Genomic DNA, 18,735 nt, shown 5'->3' with positions numbered 1-18,735 from the left:
GGGGCCGGGCAGGTGTGTTTGCCTGTCGTGGTACGGAACGGCGCCTGAGCCGTTTGATCAAAACATCAATAATCTGGCAGGAGCCAATCATGAACGACCAGTTGATCATTTTCGATACCACCTTGCGTGACGGGGAGCAGAGCCCGGGTGCCTCGATGACGCGGGACGAAAAGCTGCGCATCGCCCGGCAACTGGAACGGATGAAGGTCAACGTGATCGAGGCGGGCTTCGCTGCGGCGTCGAATGGCGACTTCGAGGCCGTTCGCGCTGTGGCGGAGGTGATCAAGGATTCGACCATCTGCTCGCTGGCCCGCGCCAACGAGAACGACATCCGGCGGGCCGGCGAAGCGATCCGGCCGGCGGCCTCTGGACGTATTCACACCTTCATTGCGACCAGCCCTATCCACATGGAGAAGAAGCTGCGCATGAGCCCCGACCAGGTAGTCGAGCAGGCGGTGCGGGCAATTGGCTGGGCGCGGGAATACACCAGCGACATTGAGTTTTCCGCCGAGGATGCTGGTCGTTCCGAGATCGATTTCCTGTGCCGTATTTTCGAGGCGGTCATCAAGGCCGGTGCCACGACCATCAATGTGCCGGATACCGTCGGCTACAACGTGCCGGAGCAGTTCGCGGAGACGATCCGAACGCTGATCGAGCGCGTGCCGAATTCCGACCAGGTGGTGTGGTCGGTGCATTGTCATAACGACCTGGGGCTGGCGGTGGCTAATTCGCTGGCTGCGGTGCGAGCTGGCGCGCGCCAGGTGGAGTGCACCGTCAATGGCCTTGGCGAACGGGCGGGCAACGCATCGCTGGAAGAGATCGTGATGGCGGTGCGTACGCGCAAGGACGTCTTCCAGTGCGATACGCGCATTGATACGACGCAGATCGTGCCGGCGTCCAAGCTGGTGTCCGGCATCACCGGCTTTCCGGTGCAGCCGAACAAGGCGATCGTCGGTGCGAATGCCTTCGCGCATGAGTCCGGCATCCATCAGGACGGCGTGCTCAAGCACCGCGAGACCTACGAGATCATGCGTGCCGAGGATGTGGGCTGGACCACCAACAAGTTGGTGATGGGCAAGCACTCGGGGCGCAATGCGTTCCGTTCGAGGCTCATCGAGCTCGGTGTAGAGATCAAGTCCGAGGAGCTGCTGAATCACGCTTTCGCCCGTTTCAAGGAGCTTGCGGACAAGAAGCACGAGATCTTTGACGAGGATCTGCAGGCGCTGATGAGCGATGAGAGTTCGGAACCCCAGGAGCATTTCCGCCTCGTGGCGTCGTCCTTCCATTCCGAGACCGGTGAGACGCCCAGTGCGCGTCTGACCCTGTCCGTTGGTGGTAAGGAGGCCAAGGTCGAGTCCAGCGGTTCAGGGCCGGTGGATGCGGCGTTCAAGGCCATTGAGGCTGTTGCCGAGAGTGGCGCCCAACTGCTCCTCTACTCGGTGAATGCGATCACCACCGGTACCGACGCCCAGGGCGAAGTGACCGTCCGCCTCTCCAAGGAGGACAGGGTGGTCAACGGGCAGGGGGCGGACACCGATATCATCGTCGCGTCCGCCAAGGCCTACCTCAATGCGCTCAATAAACTGCACTCAAAGCTGGAGCGTCTGAATCCCCAGGTCTGACGCACATCGCATGGTTCAGGGCTTGCTGTCGGCGGCAGCCCTGGCCAACCGGGACGGCGCTGTATTGCGGGCGTAAAGCACCACCGCGATGAAGAAAACCACGCTCAACACGGCCTCGGCCAGCGCGAGGGCGCTGCCTGGGGGGGCGTCGTTGGTGCGCACCACCCCTTCGGTCAAGTAGAGAAGAATCATCATCGAGCTCCACTGATAGGTGTAGCGTTTGCCGCGCAGAATGCCGAACAGCGCCAGCATCAGCGGGAGGACTTTCAGGGTCATCCACGAGCCGCCTGGGCGTAGCGGGGCCAGGATGGCCTCCCAGGCCAGGCACAGGGCGATCAGGAGCAGCAGCGTGACGCTGGCGATGAGGGATAGGGTTTTGGGGGTCATGGGAGCGAGAGCTTTCTGGCGGTTTCCGCGAGTCGCCGGCCAAGAGCGGTGGCGAGGCGTTTTTCCTCTTCGGTTATCAGGGTGTCGTCGTCCTTGCCGGCCCAGTGGGTGGCGCCGTAAGGGGAGCCGCCACTGCGTGTGCGGGTCAGGTCTGGCTCGGAAAACGGCAGGCCGACGATCAGCATTCCGTGGTGCAGCAGCGGTGTCATCATCGACAGCAGCGTGCTTTCCTGGCCACCGTGCTGGCTTGCTGATGACGTGAATACGCAAGCCGGTTTGCCCGCCAAGGCGCCGGACAACCAGGGGCCGGCGGTGCCATCCAGAAAGTATTTGACCGGCGCAGCCATATTGCCGAAACGTGTAGGGCTGCCGAGTGCCAGACCGACGCACTCTTCGAGGTCGCGGATGTCTGCGTACGGGGCGCCGCGATCGGGAATGCCGTCTTCGACCGCCTCGCAGACGGCGGACACGCGTGGAACGGTGCGTAGGCGGGCGACCATGCCTGGAACGGACTCGACGCCGCGGGCGATCAGTTCGGCCAGCGCCCGCACCGAGCCCCGATGGCTGTAATAGAGGACAAGAACTTCTTGCATGGTAGAGCCTGCAAAACGGAAGCGCATTATACGTAAATGAACCCGAGCCCTGATTTCTCTCGTTTGCATCAGCGCCTGGCGGTGGCGTATCTGGTGTCAGCCGTGCTGCGGCGATTTCGTGACGGGCGATGCGCGCAGGTGGCGGGCAGTTTGGCCTTCACCACGCTGTTGTCGTTGGTGCCGATGGTGACCCTGGTGGTGGTGGTCTTCAGCAAGTTGCCCCAGTCGGCCCGTTTTGGTGACGCCCTGCGCGGGTTCCTCCTCGACAATCTTCTGCCTGACAAGGCTGGCAAGGTGATTGCCACCTATGCGCTGCAGTTCAGCGAGAAGGCGGCCAATCTGACTGTTGTGGGTGCTCTGGTGCTGATCGTCACGACCTTGATGTTGATGAAGACTATCGATCAGGTCATCAACCAGATCTGGATGGTCAATAGCCGCCGCCCATGGGCCACGCGCCTGGCGGCCTACTGGGCAACGCTCTCCCTTGGCCCCCTGCTGCTGGCTGGCTGTGTGTTCGTAGCGAGCGCAATACTCAGCATGTCCCTCGATGTCATGAATGAGCCGGCATGGCTCGAAGGTCTTGGGGTGCGCGTGATTGCGGTGGTGGTTTTGAGCGGAATCTTCGGCACCATTTACTTGGTGGTGCCGCACTGCAGCGTACGTGTCAGGGATGCGATGTTCGCCGGTTTATGTGCGGCAACAGGCTTCTTGGTCATGCAACGCCTGTTTGGTTTGTATCTGGTGCACTTCCCGAGTTACACGCTGGTTTATGGTGCATTTGCGGTGGTGCCAATCTTTCTACTGTGGCTTTATCTGTCGTGGATCGTGATTCTGCTCGGGGCGGTCCTTGCCGCGGTTCTGCCTGAGCGGAAGCTGGCACATGCGCTACTGCCGGCTTTTCCGGGGCGGAGTCTTTTTGTGGCGATGCTGGCACTGAGGGAACTGGTCGTTGCTCAGCGTGAAGGTGGTTCAAGGACGATGGTGCAACTCGCCGAGCTGGCCGCAGTGGGGCATGACGACATGAGGGGTACGCTGGAGGCTCTCGAGTCGGCGGGTATCGCCGCGCGCCTTGACGGAGGAGGATGGTTGCTGGTCAAGGCTGCAGATGCGGTGCTGTTGTCGGAGGTCGGAGGGCTGTTCGGCTGGGGGCAGCTGCCGGACTCGTGGCGCATGCGGGAAGGCTCTGCAGCGGAGGTGTGTGAGCGCTGGGACGAGATGCTTCTAGCCTTTGGGCGTGCAACGGCCCGGCCCATTACATCCTTGCATTCCTGATGTCACCTTAAAGAGGATAAGGGTCAATCTCGTACTGGAACAGTTCGATGGAGGATGTTTGCATGTCGAGGCTCAGTAGCCGCCCCTGCGCCACATAGAGTCGATTGGTGTCGGATACCAGCATGAAGCGCCGCGCAGAATAGGTTCCGGCGGGGGCCAGTATGGCTTGCTGGCGCCCTAGTGCGGCAATGGGGGGGAGGACTAGCGCAGGACGCATCGGGCGCGTTTGGGTTCCGCTGCGGAAGCCGACTGTCACGGGCTTGGCGGTATTGGCTATGACCTGTAGCCCTAGTTCGACCTGCTCGGGGGTTTCCGTACGGATCCAGCGTACAACACACAGGGTCCAAGGGTCGTCCTCGTTACGACGTAGCGCCAGCGCCATGCCGGCTGCTAGTTCCGACGCCGTTCCAGTGACCTGCATGATTGCATAACCTGTCGGACTCTCGTTGACTACCATCCATTCCGACGTGTGCGGCTCTTGCCGTGCTGCGCCAGTCTCGCGGAGCATCTTCCAGATTCCCTCTAGGCCAGTGCAAACCCGAACGGCGTACTGGTTGCGGCGTCGGGAGTGTTCTCGGCATGGTGGCGTGGCCCAGTATTCCCTTACTCTGCGTAACAGGGTCGCGGCTTCTGTCGCAGGAAGCCCTGTGGGAAGTCCATTGAGATCGGGAGGGCTGGCCTCCAGCGCTTCTATCCATGCGGTCGCCTTGCGAGCGAGCTCTTCCGCAGAAAAGTAGATCAGCCCCTCGACCGGAGGCGGTGGGCGCCGGTTGTCCGAAATCGGGGGGGTGTCCTGATCCGGATCGATCCAGAACCAGCCTAAGTCATTCTCGCCAGGTGGCGTGTAGCTGATGCTTGTGTCGCCAGCGACAGAATTCAGCAGCGCAGCCAGCCAGCAAGTCTCGGCACCTGTGAGGCCTTCAGGTTGGGCTGCGGAGAATGTTAGGAGGAACTTGTAGGCGGCCTCCGCATCGGCACTGTTGTTGCCGTTGCCCGTTGTCTGGCATCCCAGAAAAAGGGTGTGCGCCCGCAGCCAGAAGCCGTACGGGGCGCTATTGCCAGCCAGATGGGCAACGGCAAACTGCTCGCCCAGAATCTCGAGCCCCTTGGCGCAAATGGCCTGGGGCGATTGGTGGATGTTCTTGGCGGTTCGGTGGCGTATGTCGTTCAGGCTGTCTTCATACCCCGTGGCGAGTTTGCCGAACGCTGATACCAGACGTGTTGCCGAGCGATGGAAGCTGGCGTTCAGAGGTAGGGCGGTCGACGCCAACTTCTCCCGGAACATCCGGCTGATCTGCATGCCTCGCGCCTGCAGTAGGTCCATGCAGCGCTGCAATTGCCCCTTGCCGACTTCGGGGCGGGTCAGATCCTCGATGTGGCGTACAAAGGCCGCCAGTTCAAGCTCTGCGTCCGGAGAGAGCTCGACGGCGAGCCAGTCGAAGACGGGAGCGGTGCGGTCTGAAAGGGGGGAGTCGGCGGCGCTCATTGCCTGTCGTGTGTTTTGGCCAAGAGCATATTGTAAATAACTTCCCTGCAAACAGGTGCTGATATGGCCCCGCGCCAGTCTGATAGGGCTGCAAGAGGGATTTGGCGATAATCGTGGGGCGGGGTCGGAATTTAGTCAGCTGTTTTCTTGCGGTTTCCTTCGTCGTCATTTAATATCTAGCGTTTTTCCATTCCATCGGATCAAGCACAGTCATGGTTGTCATTCGTCTCGCCCGTAGCGGCTCCAAGAAGCGTCCTTTCTACAACATCGTTGCCGCCGATTCCCGTAATCGTCGCGATGGCCGTTTCATCGAGCGCATCGGCTACTACAACCCGGTTGCTTCCGGCAGCGCCGTTGGCCTCGTCGTGAACGCCGAGCGCCTGGCTCACTGGCAGGGTAACGGCGCTCAGCTGTCCGAGACCGTCTCCCGTCTGGTCAAGCAAGCCTCCAAGGTTGCAGCCTGAGTTGGTTGAGCAGCATCCTGGTCTTCCGGTTGCCGTGCAGATGATCGTGCTGGGGCGGATCGTCGCCCCGTTTGGCGTGGGAGGCTGGGTAAAGGTTCATCCTTTCGGGGATGATCCTTTGTCATGGAAAAAAATGCCGCAATGGTGGATCGGACCTGATCCCGATGGCAACGACTGGACCCCCTACACGCTGAAGGGCTGCAAGGCCCACGGCAAAGCAGGGGGGCTGGTGGCTGCTTTTGGAGAGGTTCCGGACCGCGATTCGGCTGAAGCCATTGACGGTTTATACATCGCCGTACCGCGGGAAGCATTGCCGAGGCCGGATAAAGATGAATATTACTGGGCCGATCTGATTGGTCTGGAAGTATTCAATGCGTCTGAGGCGCGCCTGGGTGTCGTGAAAGGGTTGCTGTCCACCGGAGCCCATGATGTGCTTCAGGTGCAGGATGGCGATCTCGAACGGTTGATCCCCTTCGTCGCCAGCTATGTGACTGAAGTGGATGCGGACGGGCGCCGCATCCGAGTGGATTGGGAGGCGGACTGGTGACGGTGTTCGGCGGCCGCAAGGCCTACGATGTCGTAAGCCTGTTTCCCCAGATGTTTGCCGCGCTGTCGGAGTTCGGCATTACAGGGCGTGCGCGGGAGCGTGGGCTTTACGAGCTGAATTGCTGGAATCCGCGGGATTTTGCTGAAGATCGCTACCGCACCGTGGATGACCGCCCCTATGGCGGTGGGCCCGGGATGGTGATGCTGCCGGGGCCTCTGGAAAAATCCATCAGGGCTGCTCAGGCGCGTCAGGTGGAGAGCGCGGGCGTCGCGGGGCGGGTGATCTATCTGTCTCCGCAAGGGCGTCCGTTGGACCACCAGCGCGTGCTGGAACTGGTGGCCGAGCCTGCCCTCGTGCTGCTTTGTGGTCGCTACGAAGGGGTCGATCAGCGTTTGATCGATCGCTGCGTGGATGAAGAGATTTCGCTGGGTGACTTTGTCCTTTCGGGGGGGGAGTTGCCGGCAATGGTTTTGCTCGACTCTATGATCCGGCAGTTGCCCGGGGCATTGAACGATGAAGACTCCGCCATCGAGGATTCCTTCGTTGACGGTCTGCTCGATTGCCCGCACTACACGCGGCCGGTCGAGTACGAAGGGATGTCAGTGCCCGGTGTCCTCATGTCCGGCAATCATGCCGAGATCCGGCGCTGGCGCTTGCAGCAGTCTTTGGGGCGCACGGAGTTGCGCCGACCGGATTTGCTTACTGAGCGCAAGTTGAGCAAGGAAGAGATTCGTTTGCTGGATGCATTCCGGCAGGCTGAAGGGAAGCTGGAGGGTTGATTTCCAGCTTCCATAACAAAGCCGTGTATCAGGTGGCGACCTGCTCTGCACGAAAGGCCACTGGCCCATATTTTTCAGGAGTTACGCATGAACCTCATTCAGCAGCTCGAACAGGAAGAAATCACCCGCCTGACCCAAGGCAAGACGATTCCGGAATTCGCCCCTGGCGACACCGTTATCGTGCAGGTCAAGGTCAAGGAAGGTAACCGTGAGCGTCTGCAGGCTTACGAAGGCGTCGTGATCGCCAAGCGCAATCGCGGCCTCAACTCCGCCTTCATCGTTCGCAAGATCTCTTCCGGCGAAGGCGTGGAGCGTACGTTCCAGACCTACTCCCCGCTGGTTGCCAGCATCGAAGTGAAGCGTCGTGGTGATGTGCGTCGCGCCAAGCTGTACTACCTGCGCAGCCGCTCCGGCAAGTCTGCCCGTATCAAGGAAAAGCTGGACTACAAGTCCTTCGCTGCCAAGGCTGCCGCCAAGGCCTAAGTTTCCGCGGTACAAAAAAACGGAACCCTCGGGTTCCGTTTTTTTTGCTCCTTGCGGCTTGTATTTGCTGCGAGTCTTCCGATCAGGCGCGCTTGTTCCGTTCGATCAGTGCGTAGGCCGAATGGTTGTGGATCGACTCGAAATTCTCGGATTCGACAACGTAGGCATCGATTCGGCCTTCCCGGTTGAGGGCGCCAGCAACGTCCCGGACCATGTCCTCGACGAACTTGGGGTTGTCGTAGGCGCGCTCGGTGACGAACTTTTCGTCGGGGCGCTTGAGCAGCCCGTAGAGTTCGCAGGAAGCCTGCTCTTCGACGAGTTGGACCAGTTCCTCGATCCACAGGTGGTTGTTGGTGGTGGCGGTCACGGTGACGTGGGAACGCTGGTTGTGGGCGCCGTACTCGGAAATCTTCTTGGAGCACGGGCAGAGACTGGTCACGGGGACGACAACCTTCATCGTGAACTCGTAATTGCCCCCCTCACTGATTTCTCCGATGAAGGTGACTTCATAGTCCATCAGGCTTTGCACGCCCGAGACAGGGGCGGCCTTGTTGACGAAATAGGGGAAGGTCATTTCCACGTGGCCGGTTTCGGCCTCGAGTTTCCTGATCATCTCCCGCAGCATCGGCTCGAAGGACTCGACGGAGATTTCCCGTTCGTGGCTGTTGAGGATCTCCACGAAGCGGGACATGTGCGTCCCCTTGAAATTGTGGGGCAGGCCCACGTACATGTTGAACACCGCGATGGTGTGCTGGATGCCGCCGCTCTTCTTGTCCTGAACCTTGATAGGGTGGCGGATCGCCTTGATGCCCACCTTATTGATGGCCAGTTGGCGTGAGTCGGCAGAGTTCTGTACGTCGGGAATGGGGGTTGCGGCTTCGCAGGTGGTCATGACTGTTCTCGGTAAATCTCGTTGGGGAATGGGGGTCTGGCGCCCCTCTATGGCTTTGATCCTATCATTCCCGACAAAAGCGCTCAACTATTCGTCTGGCCGCCGTCTTCTATGCGCTTGAGGATGCCTGCTGCGTCGAGCCCGATTTCTTCCATCAATTGCTGCTGGTCACCGTGGTCGATGAAGCGGTCGGGCAGGCCCAGTTGTAGAACCTTGACCGTTTTGCCAGCTTCCTTCAGCACCCGGATAACTTCAGATCCGGCGCCGCCGATGGTGGCGTTTTCCTCGAGCGTTACAAGGACTTCGTGGTTGTCGGCCAGTTCGAGAATGAGTTCCCGGTCGATGGGCTTCACAAAGCGCATGTTGGCAACGGTGGCGTCAAGCGTTTCTGCAACCCCCAGCGCAGTGCCGAGCAGGCTGCCAAAGGCGAGTAGGGCGTAGCGGGTTCCGCTTCGACGGATTTCGCCTTTGCCGATGGGCAGGGCCTGCATGAGCTTGGCTGGCTGGATTCCCAGGCCGCTGCCGCGCGGGTAGCGGACGGCGGTTGGACCGTCGTGCTGGTAGGCCGTGTAGAGCATCTGCCGGCATTCGTTTTCGTCTGCCGGGCAGAAAATGGTCAGGTTGGGAATGCAAGCAAGGTAGGAAATGTCGAACGCGCCGTGGTGGGTAGCACCGTCGGCACCCACCAGCCCAGCCCGATCAATGGCCAGCATGACCGGCAGATTCTGCAGGGCGATGTCGTGGATCAGCTGATCGTAGGCGCGCTGCAGGAAGGTCGAGTAGATGGCCACTACGGGCTTGAGGCCTTCGCAGGCCAGGCCTGCGCCGAAAGTCAGGGCGTGTTGCTCGGCGATCCCGACATCGTAATAACGATCCGGGTATTCATTGGCGAAGCGGACCATGCCCGACCCCTCGCGCATGGCAGGGGTAATTGCAACCAGGCGCTTGTCGATGGCTGCCATATCGCACAGCCAGTCGCCGAAAACCTGTGTGTAGGTGAGTTTGCCACCGCTCTTTCCCGCCGTGATGCCGGCGGCGTGGTCGAACTTGGAGACGCCGTGATACAGGATCGGATCGGCCTCGGCGAGCTTGTAGCCCTGCCCCTTGCGGGTGATGACGTGAAGGAACTGAGGGCCCTTGAGAGTGCGCAGGTTCTGCAGTGTCGGCAGGAGGGCTTCAAGATCGTGGCCGTCAATGGGGCCAATGTAATTGAAGCCGAACTCCTCGAACATAGTGCCGGGCATCACCATGCCCTTTACGTGTTCTTCAGTGCGCTTTGCGAACTCGAAAACCGGCGGCGGGAGGTTTTCGAGGAATCGCTTGCCGATGGTCCGCGCTCCGTTGTAGAGGCGGCCCGAGAGCAGGCGGGACAAGTGCTTGTTGAGTGCGCCGACAGGTGGTGAGATGGACATCTCGTTGTCGTTGAGAATGACCAATAGATTGGTGTCGCTGATGTCACCGGCGTTGTTCAGGGCCTCGAAAGCCATGCCAGCCGACATCGCGCCGTCGCCGATGACTGCAATGGCGCGTCGGTCCTCGCCGCGCAGGCGGGCTGCTTCGGCCATGCCGAGGGCCGCGGAGATCGAAGTTGACGAATGGGCGGTGCCGAAGGTGTCATACGGGCTCTCGCAGCGGCGCGGAAAGCCCGAGATGCCCTGATATTGGCGCAGGCCGGCCATGGCCTCACGGCGGCCCGTCAGAACCTTGTGGGCGTAGGTTTGGTGGCCGACATCCCAGACGATGCGATCGTCGGGTGTGTTGAACACGTAGTGCAGCGCAATGGTCAGCTCCACGGTTCCAAGGTTCGACGACAGGTGACCGCCGGTACGGGAGACCGAGTCGATCAGAAAGTTGCGCAGCTCGTCGGCCAGCTTGGGGAGTTCGCCGGGGTCGAGCTGGCGCAGGTCTGCAGGAGATGTGATGCTGTCCAGCAGACTGGTGCGAGGTTTGGCGGGCTGCGTTGTGAAGGGCATTCCGGGATACCGGGTCGTTAATGGGTATTCTTTGTTGTCGATCTGCTGGCCTCAGAACTGACGACGGACGATGAAGCGCGTGAGTTCCGACAGGCGCTGGGCGTCGTCGCCAAAGGCGGCTAGTCTGTTCAGGGCGCTCTGGCACATTTCTTCGGCCAGTTCGCGGGCGCGGCTCACGCCGAGCAGGCTGACGTAGGTGGGTTTGTCATTGGCGGCATCCTTGCCGGCCGTTTTGCCGAGGGTTGCAGTGTCGGCCTCGGCGTCGAGGATGTCGTCCACGATCTGGAAGAGGAGCCCGATTATCTTGCCGACATGGTCGAGCGATGCCATGGCCTCTTCCCCCAGCCGGCGGCCGCATTGGGCGCCAAGTGCAATCGATGCGCGGATGAGGGCGCCGGTCTTGTGGATGTGCATGAACTCCAGCTCGGCCAGGCTGAGCTCCAGTCCGACGGATGCCAAATCGATGGCCTGTCCGCCCGCCATTCCCCGCGAGCCGGAGGCGATCGCGAGCTGGCGGATCATGCCGATCTGTTGAGATGGATCATCACAAACGGCAGCATCTGCGATGTGCTGAAAGGCCAGCGTTTGCAGCGCATCTCCAACCAATAGGGCTGTAGCCTCGTCGTATTCCACATGAACGGTCGGTTTGCCGCGTCGCAATGCGTCGTCGTCCATGCAGGGCATGTCGTCATGAACCAGCGAGTACGCGTGGATCAGCTCCAGCGCACAGGCCACCCTGTCCAGTCGGGCCATATCCGCCTGCGCGAGTTGGCCGGCTGCGTGGACGAGCAGCGGACGGACGCGCTTGCCGCCGCCGAGGACGGCATAGCGCATCGCCTGGTGCAGGCGCTCTGGGGCAATGTTGACCGCTGGTAGTGCGTGATTGAGGGCGGTCTCGGTCCGTTGCTGGATGTTGCCCATCCACTGGCTGAAACTGCAGGTGCTCATGACTGGGGCTGCTCCGGGTTGGCTGCACCGTTTTCCACGACGCGAATGCTCTGCTCCGCCTTGTTCAATACGTCCTGGCAATGCCGGAGGAGGGCTGTGCCGCGCTCGTAGGCTGCGAGTGACTGCTCGAGGGGCAGCGCCCCGTTTTCCATTTCCTGGACGATGGATTCGAGTTCGGAAATCGTTGACTCGAAACTGCTGGGCGTTTTGGCGGGGGCGGATTTGACCATGGGCGGCCGGCTAGGCAGGAGCAAACCGTAAAAATAGCCTATGGCCGGGCTACAGGTCAAACGCGTAATACTATATAATATCGTGCTTTACGTTTCGGGCTTTCGCTTTGAATCAGGGGGTTCGGGATGTCTGACATCGCTTCTCAGGCACAGCTTTCTCCGGCGGTTTCCCAATTGCCGGTCTCGTGGTATTTCGACGAAAAGGTCTTCGAATTGGAGAAGCGTCTCCTCTTCGATGCGGGGCCCGGCTACGTCGGCCACGAGCTGATGGTGCCGGAAGTCAACCAATACCGGTCGCTGGAATGGCTCGACCATTCGAACCTGCTGATCAACCGGGAAGACGGCTTTTACCAGATGTCCAACGTCTGCCGTCACCGTCAGGCGATCATGTTGCAGGGCTCCGGTGTTGCCGACCGAAATATCGTCTGCCCGATCCATCGCTGGACCTACAACCCGGATGGCCTGTTGATCGGTGCGCCGCACTTCGCCGAGAACCCCTGCCTCAACCTGCAGCGCCAGCAGCTGGATAACTGGCATGGGCTGCTGTTCAAGGGGCCGCGTACGGCGTCGGCGGACCTTGCTGGCATGCAGGTGGCCAGTGAGCTCAACTTTGCCGGCTACAAGCTCGACAAGGTCGAGATTCACGAGTGCAACTACAACTGGAAGACCTTCATCGAGGTTTACCTCGAGGATTATCACGTCGAGCCCTATCATCCGGGGCTTGGTCAGTTCGTGACCTGCGACGATCTAACCTGGCAGTTCGGTGAATGGTACTCCGTACAGCGCGTCGGCATCACGTCGTTGAAGAAGCCGGGCTCTCCCGCCTACAAGCGCTGGCATGAGGCCGTGCTCAACTACCATGGCGGCGAGATGCCCAAGCATGGCGCCATCTGGCTGACCTATTTCCCCAACATCATGGTGGAATGGTATCCCCATGTGCTGGTGGTGAGCACGCTGATCCCTACGGATGTGAACAAGACCACCAATGTGGTCGAATTCTACTATCCGGAAGAGATTCTCGAATTCGAACGCGATTTCGTCGAGGCCGAGCAGGCAGCCTACATGGAAACTGCCATCGAAGACGACGATATTGGCGAGAGAATGGACCGTGGTCGCCTTGCGCTGTTGAAGGCCGGGCGTAGCGAGGTTGGTCCCTATCAGTCGCCTTATGAAGATGGGATGCAGCACTTCCACGAGTTCTATCGGCGGATCATGCAGCCGCACCTTTGAGGTGAGTTGGCGGCCGCGGAGTGCTGATGTGCGCCGTAGTTCTTCCGTTGCTCTGAAATAAAAAAAGCCCCCGAGTGTCATCGGGGGCTTTTTTTGTGGTTGTCGGCGCAAGCGCTGGATTTTCAGGATTGGGGGGGACTTGTCCCGGCGGACATCCTCAAGCTTCTTGTTGGCCGGTGTTGCCCTGGAGTTCCTTCGGCAGCGGGAAGGTCACTTTTTCCGGCACGCCTTCGAGCTGACGAACGGAGGCTGCGCCCAGCTCCTTCAGGCGGGCGATTACAGAGTCGACCAGCACCTCCGGTGCTGAAGCGCCGGCGGTTACGCCGACGCGCAGTTTTCCGACGATCCACGCGGGGTCGATGGCTGCGGCGTTATCAACGAGATAGGCTGGAACATTCAGCAGTTCGGCTACCTCGCGCAGGCGGTTGGAGTTGGAACTGTTCGGAGATCCGACCACCAGCACCAGATCCGACTGCGGTGCCATGAATTTCACGGCATCCTGGCGGTTTTGCGTGGCGTAGCAGATGTCGTCCTTCTTGGGGCCGACAATGCTCGGGAAGCGGGCTCTCAGGGCAGCCACGATGGCGCCGGCATCATCCACGGACAGCGTGGTCTGCGTAACGTAGGCCAGCATGTCGGGTTTGGTGACCTGAAGGTTCGCCACATCTTCGACAGACTCCACCAGATAGATCCCGTCGCGGACCTGACCCATCGTACCTTCCACCTCCGGGTGCCCCTTGTGGCCGATCATGATCAGTTCACGCCCCTGGTCGCGCATGCGGGCGACTTCCAGGTGCACCTTGGTGACGAGCGGGCAGGTGGCGTCGAAAACGCGCAGTCCGCGGGCTTCGGCTTCAGTGCGCACGGCCTGGGATACACCGTGGGCGCTGAAGATCACCGTATTGCCGGCGGGTACGTCGGCGAGTTCTTCGATGAACACCGCGCCCTTGGCGCGCAAGCCTTCCACCACGAAACGGTTGTGGACGACCTCATGGCGCACATAGATGGGGGCGCCAAACTGGGCGAGGGCGCGTTCGACGATCTCGATGGCGCGTTCGACTCCGGCACAGAAGCCGCGGGGCGTGGCGAGCAATACTTCCATCGGATACCTCGGTAATGTTCAGTTGATGCCGATCACTTCGACCTCGAAGCGGATCGACTTGCCGGCCAGTGGGTGGTTGAAGTCGATCACCGCATGGGTGTCGAGGACTTCGCGGATCAGGCCCGGATAGCGGGTGCCGTCGGGCGCGGTGAACTCCATGATGACCATCGGCGCCACTTCGGCGTCGGCGGGAAAGTCCTCCAGGCGAACCTTCTCGATCAGATCTTCACGGTGCGCGCCAAAGGCGTTTTCCGGCTCGAGCAGGAAGGTGTGGTGCTCGCCGACCGTGATCCCGGCGAGGCAGCGCTCCAGCGCCGGGGCGATGTCGCCGTGGCCCAACTGCATGGTGGCCGGCTTGGATTCGAAGGTGCTGATGAGGGACTGCCCGTTATCGAGGGAAATCCGGTAGTGGAGGGTCAGCAAGCTGTCGGGCTGGACGATCTGGGTCATGAGAGCTTCTCTTGGGCGGGGGCGTGGCGATGCTCGCGCAACTGCGCAACGATCATCAGGATCACGCCCACCGTGATGGCGGAGTCCGCCACGTTGAAGGCCGGCCAACCGTAGCGGCCGATATGGAAATACAGGAAGTCGACCACCGCGCCAAAGACGAAGCGGTCGATCACATTGCCGATGGCACCACCGATGATCAGCGAGAACGCCAGCGGCTGCAGCAACTCGTGCTGGTGGCGCGCCAGCAGGCGCAGTAACCAGCCACAGATGCCGGCTGCCAGGGCTACGAAGAACCAGCGTTGCCAGCCGGCTTGGTCAGCCAGGAAGCTGAAGGCAGCCCCCGGGTTGAAGGCGAGTACCAGATCGAAGAAGTCAGTGATGCGGATGACTTCGCCGTTGCGCAGGGCGCCGCGGACGAGATGCTTGGTCCACTGGTCGGCCAGCACGATGATGGCCGCGAGGCCGATCCAGTTGCCTAGGCGTAATTTCAAGGGCGGGCTCCTGCTGTTTTACAAGATTCAGGCGGCCGAGCGGGGCTCGCCGGTGCCGAACAGGTTGGACGTGCAGCGGCCACAAAGTTCCGGATGCTCCGCATCGTGACCCACGTCTTCCCTGTAGTGCCAGCAGCGCTCGCACTTCTTGTGCTCGGACGGGGTGACGAGGATGCTCTCATCGGCTTCGTTGTCCACTCGGACCAGCGTCGTCTTAGAGCAGATCAGCACGAAGCGCAAATCGTCGGCGAGGCTGGCCAGGGTGTCGTACTTGGCGCCGGCTGCGCGGATCTCCACTTCGGCCTGCAGCGAGGAGCCAACCTTGCCTTCGGTGCGGACCGATTCGATGACCTTCAGCACGTCGGCGCGGGCGGTGCGGATCGCGTTCCAGCGTTCCAGCAGCGCCTCTTCGGCGTTCTGGGCGGGCAGCTGGTGGAAGGTGTGCAGCATCACGCTGTCCTCCGCGTCCTGGTTCAGCAATTGCCAGATTTCTTCGGCGGTGAAGGACAGGATCGGCGCCATCAGTTTCACGACGGCCTGCAGGACGTGCCACAGGGCGCTCTGGGCGGAGCGGCGGGCCAGGGAGTCGGGCTTGGTGGTGTAGAGGCGGTCCTTCAGGATGTCCAGCCAGAAGCCGCCGAGATCCTCGGAGCAGAAGGTCTGGAGCGCCTGCACTACGCGGTGGAACTCGTAGCGGTCGTAGTCGGCCTGGGCCTGGGCCTGCAGCTGGCGGGTAAAGGCTAAGGCATAGCGGTCGATCTCGAACCATTGCTCCACCGGCAGCATGTCCATGCCGGCATTGAAGTCGGCGATATTGGCCATCAGGAAGCGCAAGGTGTTACGGATGCGGCGGTAGGATTCGACGACGCGGGCCAGGATCTCCTTCGACATGGCCAGTTCGCCCGAATAATCGGTGGCGGCAACCCACAGGCGCAGGATTTCGGCGCCCATCTTGTCGGTGACTTCCTGAGGCAGGATGGTGTTGCCCAACGACTTGCTCATCTTCCGGCCTTGCTGGTCCACGGTGAAGCCGTGGGTGAGCAGGGCCTTGTAGGGCGGGTGGCCGTCGATGGCAGCGCCGGTGAGCAGAGACGAATGGAACCAGCCGCGGTGCTGGTCCGAGCCTTCCAGGTAGAGGTCGGCGCGGGGGCCGGTGGCGTGGCCGTCGTTGTGGGAGCCGCGCAGCACGTGCCAGTGGGTCGTGCCGGAATCGAACCAGACGTCCAGGGTGTCGCTGATCTTGTCGTACTGGCTGGCTTCAGCGCCGAGCAGCTCGGCGGCGTCCAGCTTGAACCAGGCCTCGATGCCTTCCTTCTCGACGCGCTGGGCAACCTGCTCCATCAGCTCGACGGTGCGCGGATGCAACTCGCCGGTTTCCTTGTGCAGGAAGAAGGGGATGGGCACGCCCCAGTTGCGCTGGCGGGAAATGCACCAGTCGGGCCGGTTTGCGATCATGGACTGCAGGCGGGGCTTGCCCCAGGCCGGATAGAAAGCAGTGGCCTCGACACCGGCCAGGGCCTTTTCGCGCAGGGACTTGCCGTCCGTGGGCAGGCGGTCCATGCCGACGAACCACTGGGCGGTGGCCCGGTAGATCACTGGGGTCTTGTGGCGCCAGCAGTGCATGTAGCTGTGCATGACGCTACCGTGGGAGAGCAGGTTGCCGACTTCCGTGAGCTTGTCGCAGATGGCCTGGTTGGCCTTCCAGATCGACATGCCGCCAAAGAAGGGCAGATCATCCACGTAAACGCCGTCGCCCTTGACGATGGAGATGATCTCGTCGTTGCCACGACCGTAGGTGCGCCAGGCGTTGAAGTCGTCTACGCCGTGGGCCGGTGCGCAGTGCACGATGCCGGTGCCGGCGTCCAGGCCCACGTAGTCGGCCAGATAGACCGGGGCGACGCGATCGTAGAGGGGGTGGCGGAACTGCAGGCCTTCCAGGGTCTTGCCCTGGGCGGTCGCCAGGATGCCGCCTTCGCGACCCTGGCGCTTGAGGCTTTCCTCCACCAGGTCCTTGGCAAGAACCAGCAGGCGGTCGCCCGCGTCGACAAGGGCGTATTCGTGCTCGGGGTGGATGTTGAGGGCCTGGTTGGCCGGTATGGTCCACGGGGTGGTGGTCCAGATCACCGCGTAGGCAGTCTTGGGCAGGCTGGCAAGGCCGAAAGCCGCTGCCAGCTTGGGGGCGTCGGCTTCACTGATCGGGAAGGCCACGTCGACGGTCGGCGATTTCTTGTCGGCGTACTCGACTTCAGCTTCGGCCAGGGCGGAACCACAGTCGAAACACCAATTCACCGGCTTCAGGCCCTTGAACACATAGTTCTTCTTGACCATCTCGGCCAGGGCACGGATCTCGCCGGCCTCGTTGGCGAAGTTCATGGTCAGGTAGGGATTGTCCCAGTCGCCCAGGACGCCCAGACGGATGAATTCCTTCTTCTGAACTTCCACCTGTTCGGCGGCGTAGGCGCGGCACAGTTCGCGGACCTTGTCGGCGGGCAGGTTCTTGCCGTGGGTGACTTCGATCTTGTGTTCGATCGGCAGGCCGTGGCAGTCCCAGCCTGGCACGTAGGGCGCATCGAAGCCGGCCAGGGTCTTGGAGCGGACGATGATGTCCTTGAGGATCTTGTTCAGCGCATGACCCAGGTGCAGGTTGCCGTTGGCGTACGGGGGACCGTCGTGCAGAACGAACTTGGGCCGGCCGGCAGATGCCTTGCGGATCTTCTGGTAGAGCTTGCGCTGCTGCCAGTCGGCGATCCAGGCGGGCTCGCGCTTGGCGAGGTCGCCGCGCATCGGGAAGGGCGTGTCGGGCAGGTTCAGGGTCTTGCGATTGTCGGACATGGTCGGTGCGTGAATTCAGAGGGGATTCTGGACGAAGTAGGCGCGGGCCTCTTCGGCGTCGCGGGCAATCTGGGCGGTGAGGGCTTCGAGGCTGTCGTAGCGCTCCTCGTCCCGTTGCTTGCGCAGGAAATTGATCCGTAGATGGGCGTCGTAGCAGTCGGCGCTCCAGTCGAAGAGATTGACTTCGAGGGTTGCGCGGCCGGCGTCGTTGATGGTGGGCCGCACGCCGATGCTCGCCACGCCGGGCCAGGGCTTGTCGGCCAGGCCGTCGACGCTGACGGTGTAGATGCCCATCAGCGGCGGGCTGCGATGCTTGAGCTGGATGTTGGCGGTCGGGAAGCCGATCGTGCGGCCGATCTTGTCGCCGTGCATGACGCGGCCGCTGATGCTGTACGGGCGGCCGAGCAGGCGGGCCGCGTGGGGCATGTCGCCGTCGGTCAGGGCGTCGCGGATTGCCGAGCTGGAGACGCGCTCGCCGTCATGAACCAGGGTGTGCATCGCCTCGACGGTGAAGCCTGCGGTCTGGCCTGCGTGCTGCAGCATTGAAAAGTCGCCCTTGCGGCCTTTGCCGAAGCGGAAGTCGTCGCCGATCATCAGATCGCGCACACCGAGTCCGCGGATCAGGATGTCGTCGATGAACTGTTCGGCGGTGAGCGACGCGAAGCGCGCGTTGAAGCGGCCGATGTAGAGGCGGTCTACGCCCTCGGCGGCAAGGAGCTGGATTTTTTCGCGCAGGGAGGTGAGCCGGCGCGGCCGGTTCTCGTGGGCGAAATACTCGCGCGGATGGGGCTCGAAGGTGAGCACCGAAGCGGGCAGGCCGGTGGCGCGCGCCTTTGCGGTGAGTTTCGCCAGCAGCGCCTGATGGCCGCGGTGCACGCCATCGAAGTTGCCGATGGTGAGCACGCAGCCGTGTTCGGTGCGTTCGGGAATTCCGCGGAAAACCTGCATGGGGAG

General features: G+C 61.7%; 19 protein-coding genes. 7 read left to right on the top strand and 12 right to left on the bottom strand.

The genetic code is table 11. The annotated features are described in order from the left end of the window. Positions 1-89: 89 nt before the first annotated feature. Complete coding sequence (locus AC1PQG_RS14520) at positions 90-1,622, top strand: 2-isopropylmalate synthase (protein ID WP_481118549.1); 1,533 nt, start codon at positions 90-92, stop codon at positions 1,620-1,622. Positions 1,623-1,637: 15 nt separating this feature from the next. Here AC1PQG_RS14520 and AC1PQG_RS14515 read toward each other — a convergent pair whose 3' ends face one another. Next, positions 1,638-2,009: a DUF2069 domain-containing protein gene (locus tag AC1PQG_RS14515; RefSeq protein WP_481118548.1), complete on the bottom strand. Its 372-nt coding sequence runs from the start codon at positions 2,007-2,009 to the stop codon at positions 1,638-1,640. Next, positions 2,006-2,602, bottom strand: coding sequence for an NAD(P)H:quinone oxidoreductase (gene wrbA / locus AC1PQG_RS14510; RefSeq protein WP_481118547.1), 597 nt, complete (start codon positions 2,600-2,602; stop codon positions 2,006-2,008). The genes AC1PQG_RS14515 and wrbA overlap by 4 nt, the downstream gene beginning before the upstream one ends. A gap of 36 nt (positions 2,603-2,638) precedes the next feature. Between wrbA and AC1PQG_RS14505 the strand changes: the two genes are divergently transcribed. Then, positions 2,639-3,874 (top strand): YihY family inner membrane protein, encoded by a 1,236-nt coding sequence (locus tag AC1PQG_RS14505; RefSeq protein ID WP_481118546.1) that lies wholly within the window; start codon positions 2,639-2,641, stop codon positions 3,872-3,874. 7 nt (positions 3,875-3,881) lie between these two features. Here AC1PQG_RS14505 and AC1PQG_RS14500 read toward each other — a convergent pair whose 3' ends face one another. After that, positions 3,882-5,360 carry a hypothetical protein gene (locus AC1PQG_RS14500; RefSeq protein WP_481118545.1) on the bottom strand — a complete coding sequence of 493 codons (1,479 nt, stop codon included), beginning with the start codon at positions 5,358-5,360 and terminating at the stop codon, positions 3,882-3,884. Positions 5,361-5,572: 212 nt separating this feature from the next. Here AC1PQG_RS14500 and rpsP point away from each other — a divergent pair, with 212 nt between their 5' ends. The 4 genes from rpsP to rplS all read left to right on the top strand — a co-directional run bounded on the left by rpsP (position 5,573) and on the right by rplS (position 7,633). Continuing rightward, complete coding sequence (gene rpsP / locus AC1PQG_RS14495; protein WP_481113703.1) at positions 5,573-5,824, top strand: 30S ribosomal protein S16; 252 nt, start codon at positions 5,573-5,575, stop codon at positions 5,822-5,824. A 40-nt stretch (positions 5,825-5,864) separates the two neighbouring features. Then, on the top strand, positions 5,865-6,371 hold the full coding sequence (gene rimM, locus AC1PQG_RS14490; RefSeq protein ID WP_481123010.1) for a ribosome maturation factor RimM: 507 nt from the start codon (positions 5,865-5,867) through the stop codon (positions 6,369-6,371). Next, positions 6,368-7,150, top strand: coding sequence for a tRNA (guanosine(37)-N1)-methyltransferase TrmD (gene trmD, locus AC1PQG_RS14485; RefSeq protein ID WP_481118544.1), 783 nt, complete (start codon positions 6,368-6,370; stop codon positions 7,148-7,150). The genes rimM and trmD overlap by 4 nt, the downstream gene beginning before the upstream one ends. An 87-nt stretch (positions 7,151-7,237) precedes the next feature. Further along, on the top strand, positions 7,238-7,633 hold the full coding sequence (gene rplS / locus AC1PQG_RS14480) for a 50S ribosomal protein L19 (protein WP_481113704.1): 396 nt from the start codon (positions 7,238-7,240) through the stop codon (positions 7,631-7,633). A gap of 82 nt (positions 7,634-7,715) precedes the next feature. On the opposite strand, the gene folE2 is transcribed toward rplS, so the two are convergent. From folE2 to xseB, 4 genes are all read right to left on the bottom strand, one after another. Beyond that, positions 7,716-8,525 (bottom strand): GTP cyclohydrolase FolE2, encoded by an 810-nt coding sequence (gene folE2, locus AC1PQG_RS14475; protein ID WP_481118543.1) that lies wholly within the window; start codon positions 8,523-8,525, stop codon positions 7,716-7,718. 83 nt (positions 8,526-8,608) lie between these two features. After that, the gene (dxs, locus tag AC1PQG_RS14470; protein WP_481118542.1) at positions 8,609-10,498 is read right to left on the bottom strand and encodes a 1-deoxy-D-xylulose-5-phosphate synthase; all 1,890 of its coding nucleotides are present in this window, start codon (positions 10,496-10,498) and stop codon (positions 8,609-8,611) included. A gap of 51 nt (positions 10,499-10,549) precedes the next feature. Next, on the bottom strand, positions 10,550-11,446 hold the full coding sequence (locus AC1PQG_RS14465) for a polyprenyl synthetase family protein (protein ID WP_481118541.1): 897 nt from the start codon (positions 11,444-11,446) through the stop codon (positions 10,550-10,552). Then, positions 11,443-11,676, bottom strand: a complete 234-nt coding sequence (xseB, locus tag AC1PQG_RS14460; protein WP_481118540.1) for an exodeoxyribonuclease VII small subunit — start codon at positions 11,674-11,676, stop codon at positions 11,443-11,445. Before xseB ends, AC1PQG_RS14465 begins: the two co-directional genes overlap by 4 nt. 126 nt (positions 11,677-11,802) lie before the next feature. On the opposite strand from xseB, the gene AC1PQG_RS14455 reads away from it, so the two are divergent. Further along, positions 11,803-12,906 carry an aromatic ring-hydroxylating oxygenase subunit alpha gene (locus AC1PQG_RS14455; RefSeq protein WP_481118539.1) on the top strand — a complete coding sequence of 368 codons (1,104 nt, stop codon included), beginning with the start codon at positions 11,803-11,805 and terminating at the stop codon, positions 12,904-12,906. Positions 12,907-13,063: 157 nt separating this feature from the next. Here the strand turns inward: AC1PQG_RS14455 and ispH are convergent, their stop codons facing one another. Genes ispH through AC1PQG_RS14430 form a run of 5 tightly spaced genes read right to left on the bottom strand, consistent with a single transcriptional unit; the run spans position 13,064 to position 18,729 of the window. Further along, the gene (ispH, locus tag AC1PQG_RS14450) at positions 13,064-14,008 is read right to left on the bottom strand and encodes a 4-hydroxy-3-methylbut-2-enyl diphosphate reductase (protein ID WP_481118538.1); all 945 of its coding nucleotides are present in this window, start codon (positions 14,006-14,008) and stop codon (positions 13,064-13,066) included. A gap of 18 nt (positions 14,009-14,026) precedes the next feature. Continuing rightward, positions 14,027-14,458 carry an FKBP-type peptidyl-prolyl cis-trans isomerase gene (locus AC1PQG_RS14445; RefSeq protein WP_481118537.1) on the bottom strand — a complete coding sequence of 144 codons (432 nt, stop codon included), beginning with the start codon at positions 14,456-14,458 and terminating at the stop codon, positions 14,027-14,029. Continuing rightward, positions 14,455-14,949: a signal peptidase II gene (gene lspA, locus AC1PQG_RS14440; protein WP_481118536.1), complete on the bottom strand. Its 495-nt coding sequence runs from the start codon at positions 14,947-14,949 to the stop codon at positions 14,455-14,457. Before lspA ends, AC1PQG_RS14445 begins: the two co-directional genes overlap by 4 nt. Before the next feature lie 27 nt (positions 14,950-14,976). Continuing rightward, entirely contained in the window at positions 14,977-17,781 is a 2,805-nt protein-coding gene (ileS, locus tag AC1PQG_RS14435; RefSeq protein WP_481118535.1) for an isoleucine--tRNA ligase, read from the bottom strand. 15 nt (positions 17,782-17,796) lie between these two features. Then, on the bottom strand, positions 17,797-18,729 hold the full coding sequence (locus tag AC1PQG_RS14430; protein ID WP_481118534.1) for a bifunctional riboflavin kinase/FAD synthetase: 933 nt from the start codon (positions 18,727-18,729) through the stop codon (positions 17,797-17,799). Between the last annotated feature and the right edge of the window lie 6 nt (positions 18,730-18,735).

The organism is Zoogloea sp. GDB6, assembly GCF_056724105.1.
The sequence above is the reverse complement of the archived record's forward strand: the minus strand, read 5'-3'. Positions and strand labels throughout refer to the sequence as shown.

Excerpts from the sequence above, each read along its gene's own strand:
- AC1PQG_RS14455 (WP_481118539.1), top strand. The coding sequence starts at position 11,803 with ATGTCTGACATCGCTTCTCAGGCACAGCTTTCTCCGGCGGTTTCCCAA.
- AC1PQG_RS14430 (WP_481118534.1), bottom strand. The coding sequence starts at position 18,729 with ATGCAGGTTTTCCGCGGAATTCCCGAACGCACCGAACACGGCTGCGTG.
- ispH (WP_481118538.1), bottom strand. The coding sequence starts at position 14,008 with ATGGAAGTATTGCTCGCCACGCCCCGCGGCTTCTGTGCCGGAGTCGAA.
- AC1PQG_RS14465 (WP_481118541.1), bottom strand. The coding sequence starts at position 11,446 with ATGAGCACCTGCAGTTTCAGCCAGTGGATGGGCAACATCCAGCAACGG.
- wrbA (WP_481118547.1), bottom strand. The coding sequence starts at position 2,602 with ATGCAAGAAGTTCTTGTCCTCTATTACAGCCATCGGGGCTCGGTGCGG.
- dxs (WP_481118542.1), bottom strand. The coding sequence starts at position 10,498 with ATGCCCTTCACAACGCAGCCCGCCAAACCTCGCACCAGTCTGCTGGAC.
- AC1PQG_RS14520 (WP_481118549.1), top strand. The coding sequence starts at position 90 with ATGAACGACCAGTTGATCATTTTCGATACCACCTTGCGTGACGGGGAG.
- ileS (WP_481118535.1), bottom strand. The coding sequence starts at position 17,781 with ATGTCCGACAATCGCAAGACCCTGAACCTGCCCGACACGCCCTTCCCG.
- rimM (WP_481123010.1), top strand. The coding sequence starts at position 5,865 with ATGATCGTGCTGGGGCGGATCGTCGCCCCGTTTGGCGTGGGAGGCTGG.
- folE2 (WP_481118543.1), bottom strand. The coding sequence starts at position 8,525 with ATGACCACCTGCGAAGCCGCAACCCCCATTCCCGACGTACAGAACTCT.
- AC1PQG_RS14500 (WP_481118545.1), bottom strand. The coding sequence starts at position 5,360 with ATGAGCGCCGCCGACTCCCCCCTTTCAGACCGCACCGCTCCCGTCTTC.
- AC1PQG_RS14505 (WP_481118546.1), top strand. The coding sequence starts at position 2,639 with ATGAACCCGAGCCCTGATTTCTCTCGTTTGCATCAGCGCCTGGCGGTG.
- AC1PQG_RS14445 (WP_481118537.1), bottom strand. The coding sequence starts at position 14,458 with ATGACCCAGATCGTCCAGCCCGACAGCTTGCTGACCCTCCACTACCGG.
- AC1PQG_RS14515 (WP_481118548.1), bottom strand. The coding sequence starts at position 2,009 with ATGACCCCCAAAACCCTATCCCTCATCGCCAGCGTCACGCTGCTGCTC.
- xseB (WP_481118540.1), bottom strand. The coding sequence starts at position 11,676 with ATGGTCAAATCCGCCCCCGCCAAAACGCCCAGCAGTTTCGAGTCAACG.
- rpsP (WP_481113703.1), top strand. The coding sequence starts at position 5,573 with ATGGTTGTCATTCGTCTCGCCCGTAGCGGCTCCAAGAAGCGTCCTTTC.
- rplS (WP_481113704.1), top strand. The coding sequence starts at position 7,238 with ATGAACCTCATTCAGCAGCTCGAACAGGAAGAAATCACCCGCCTGACC.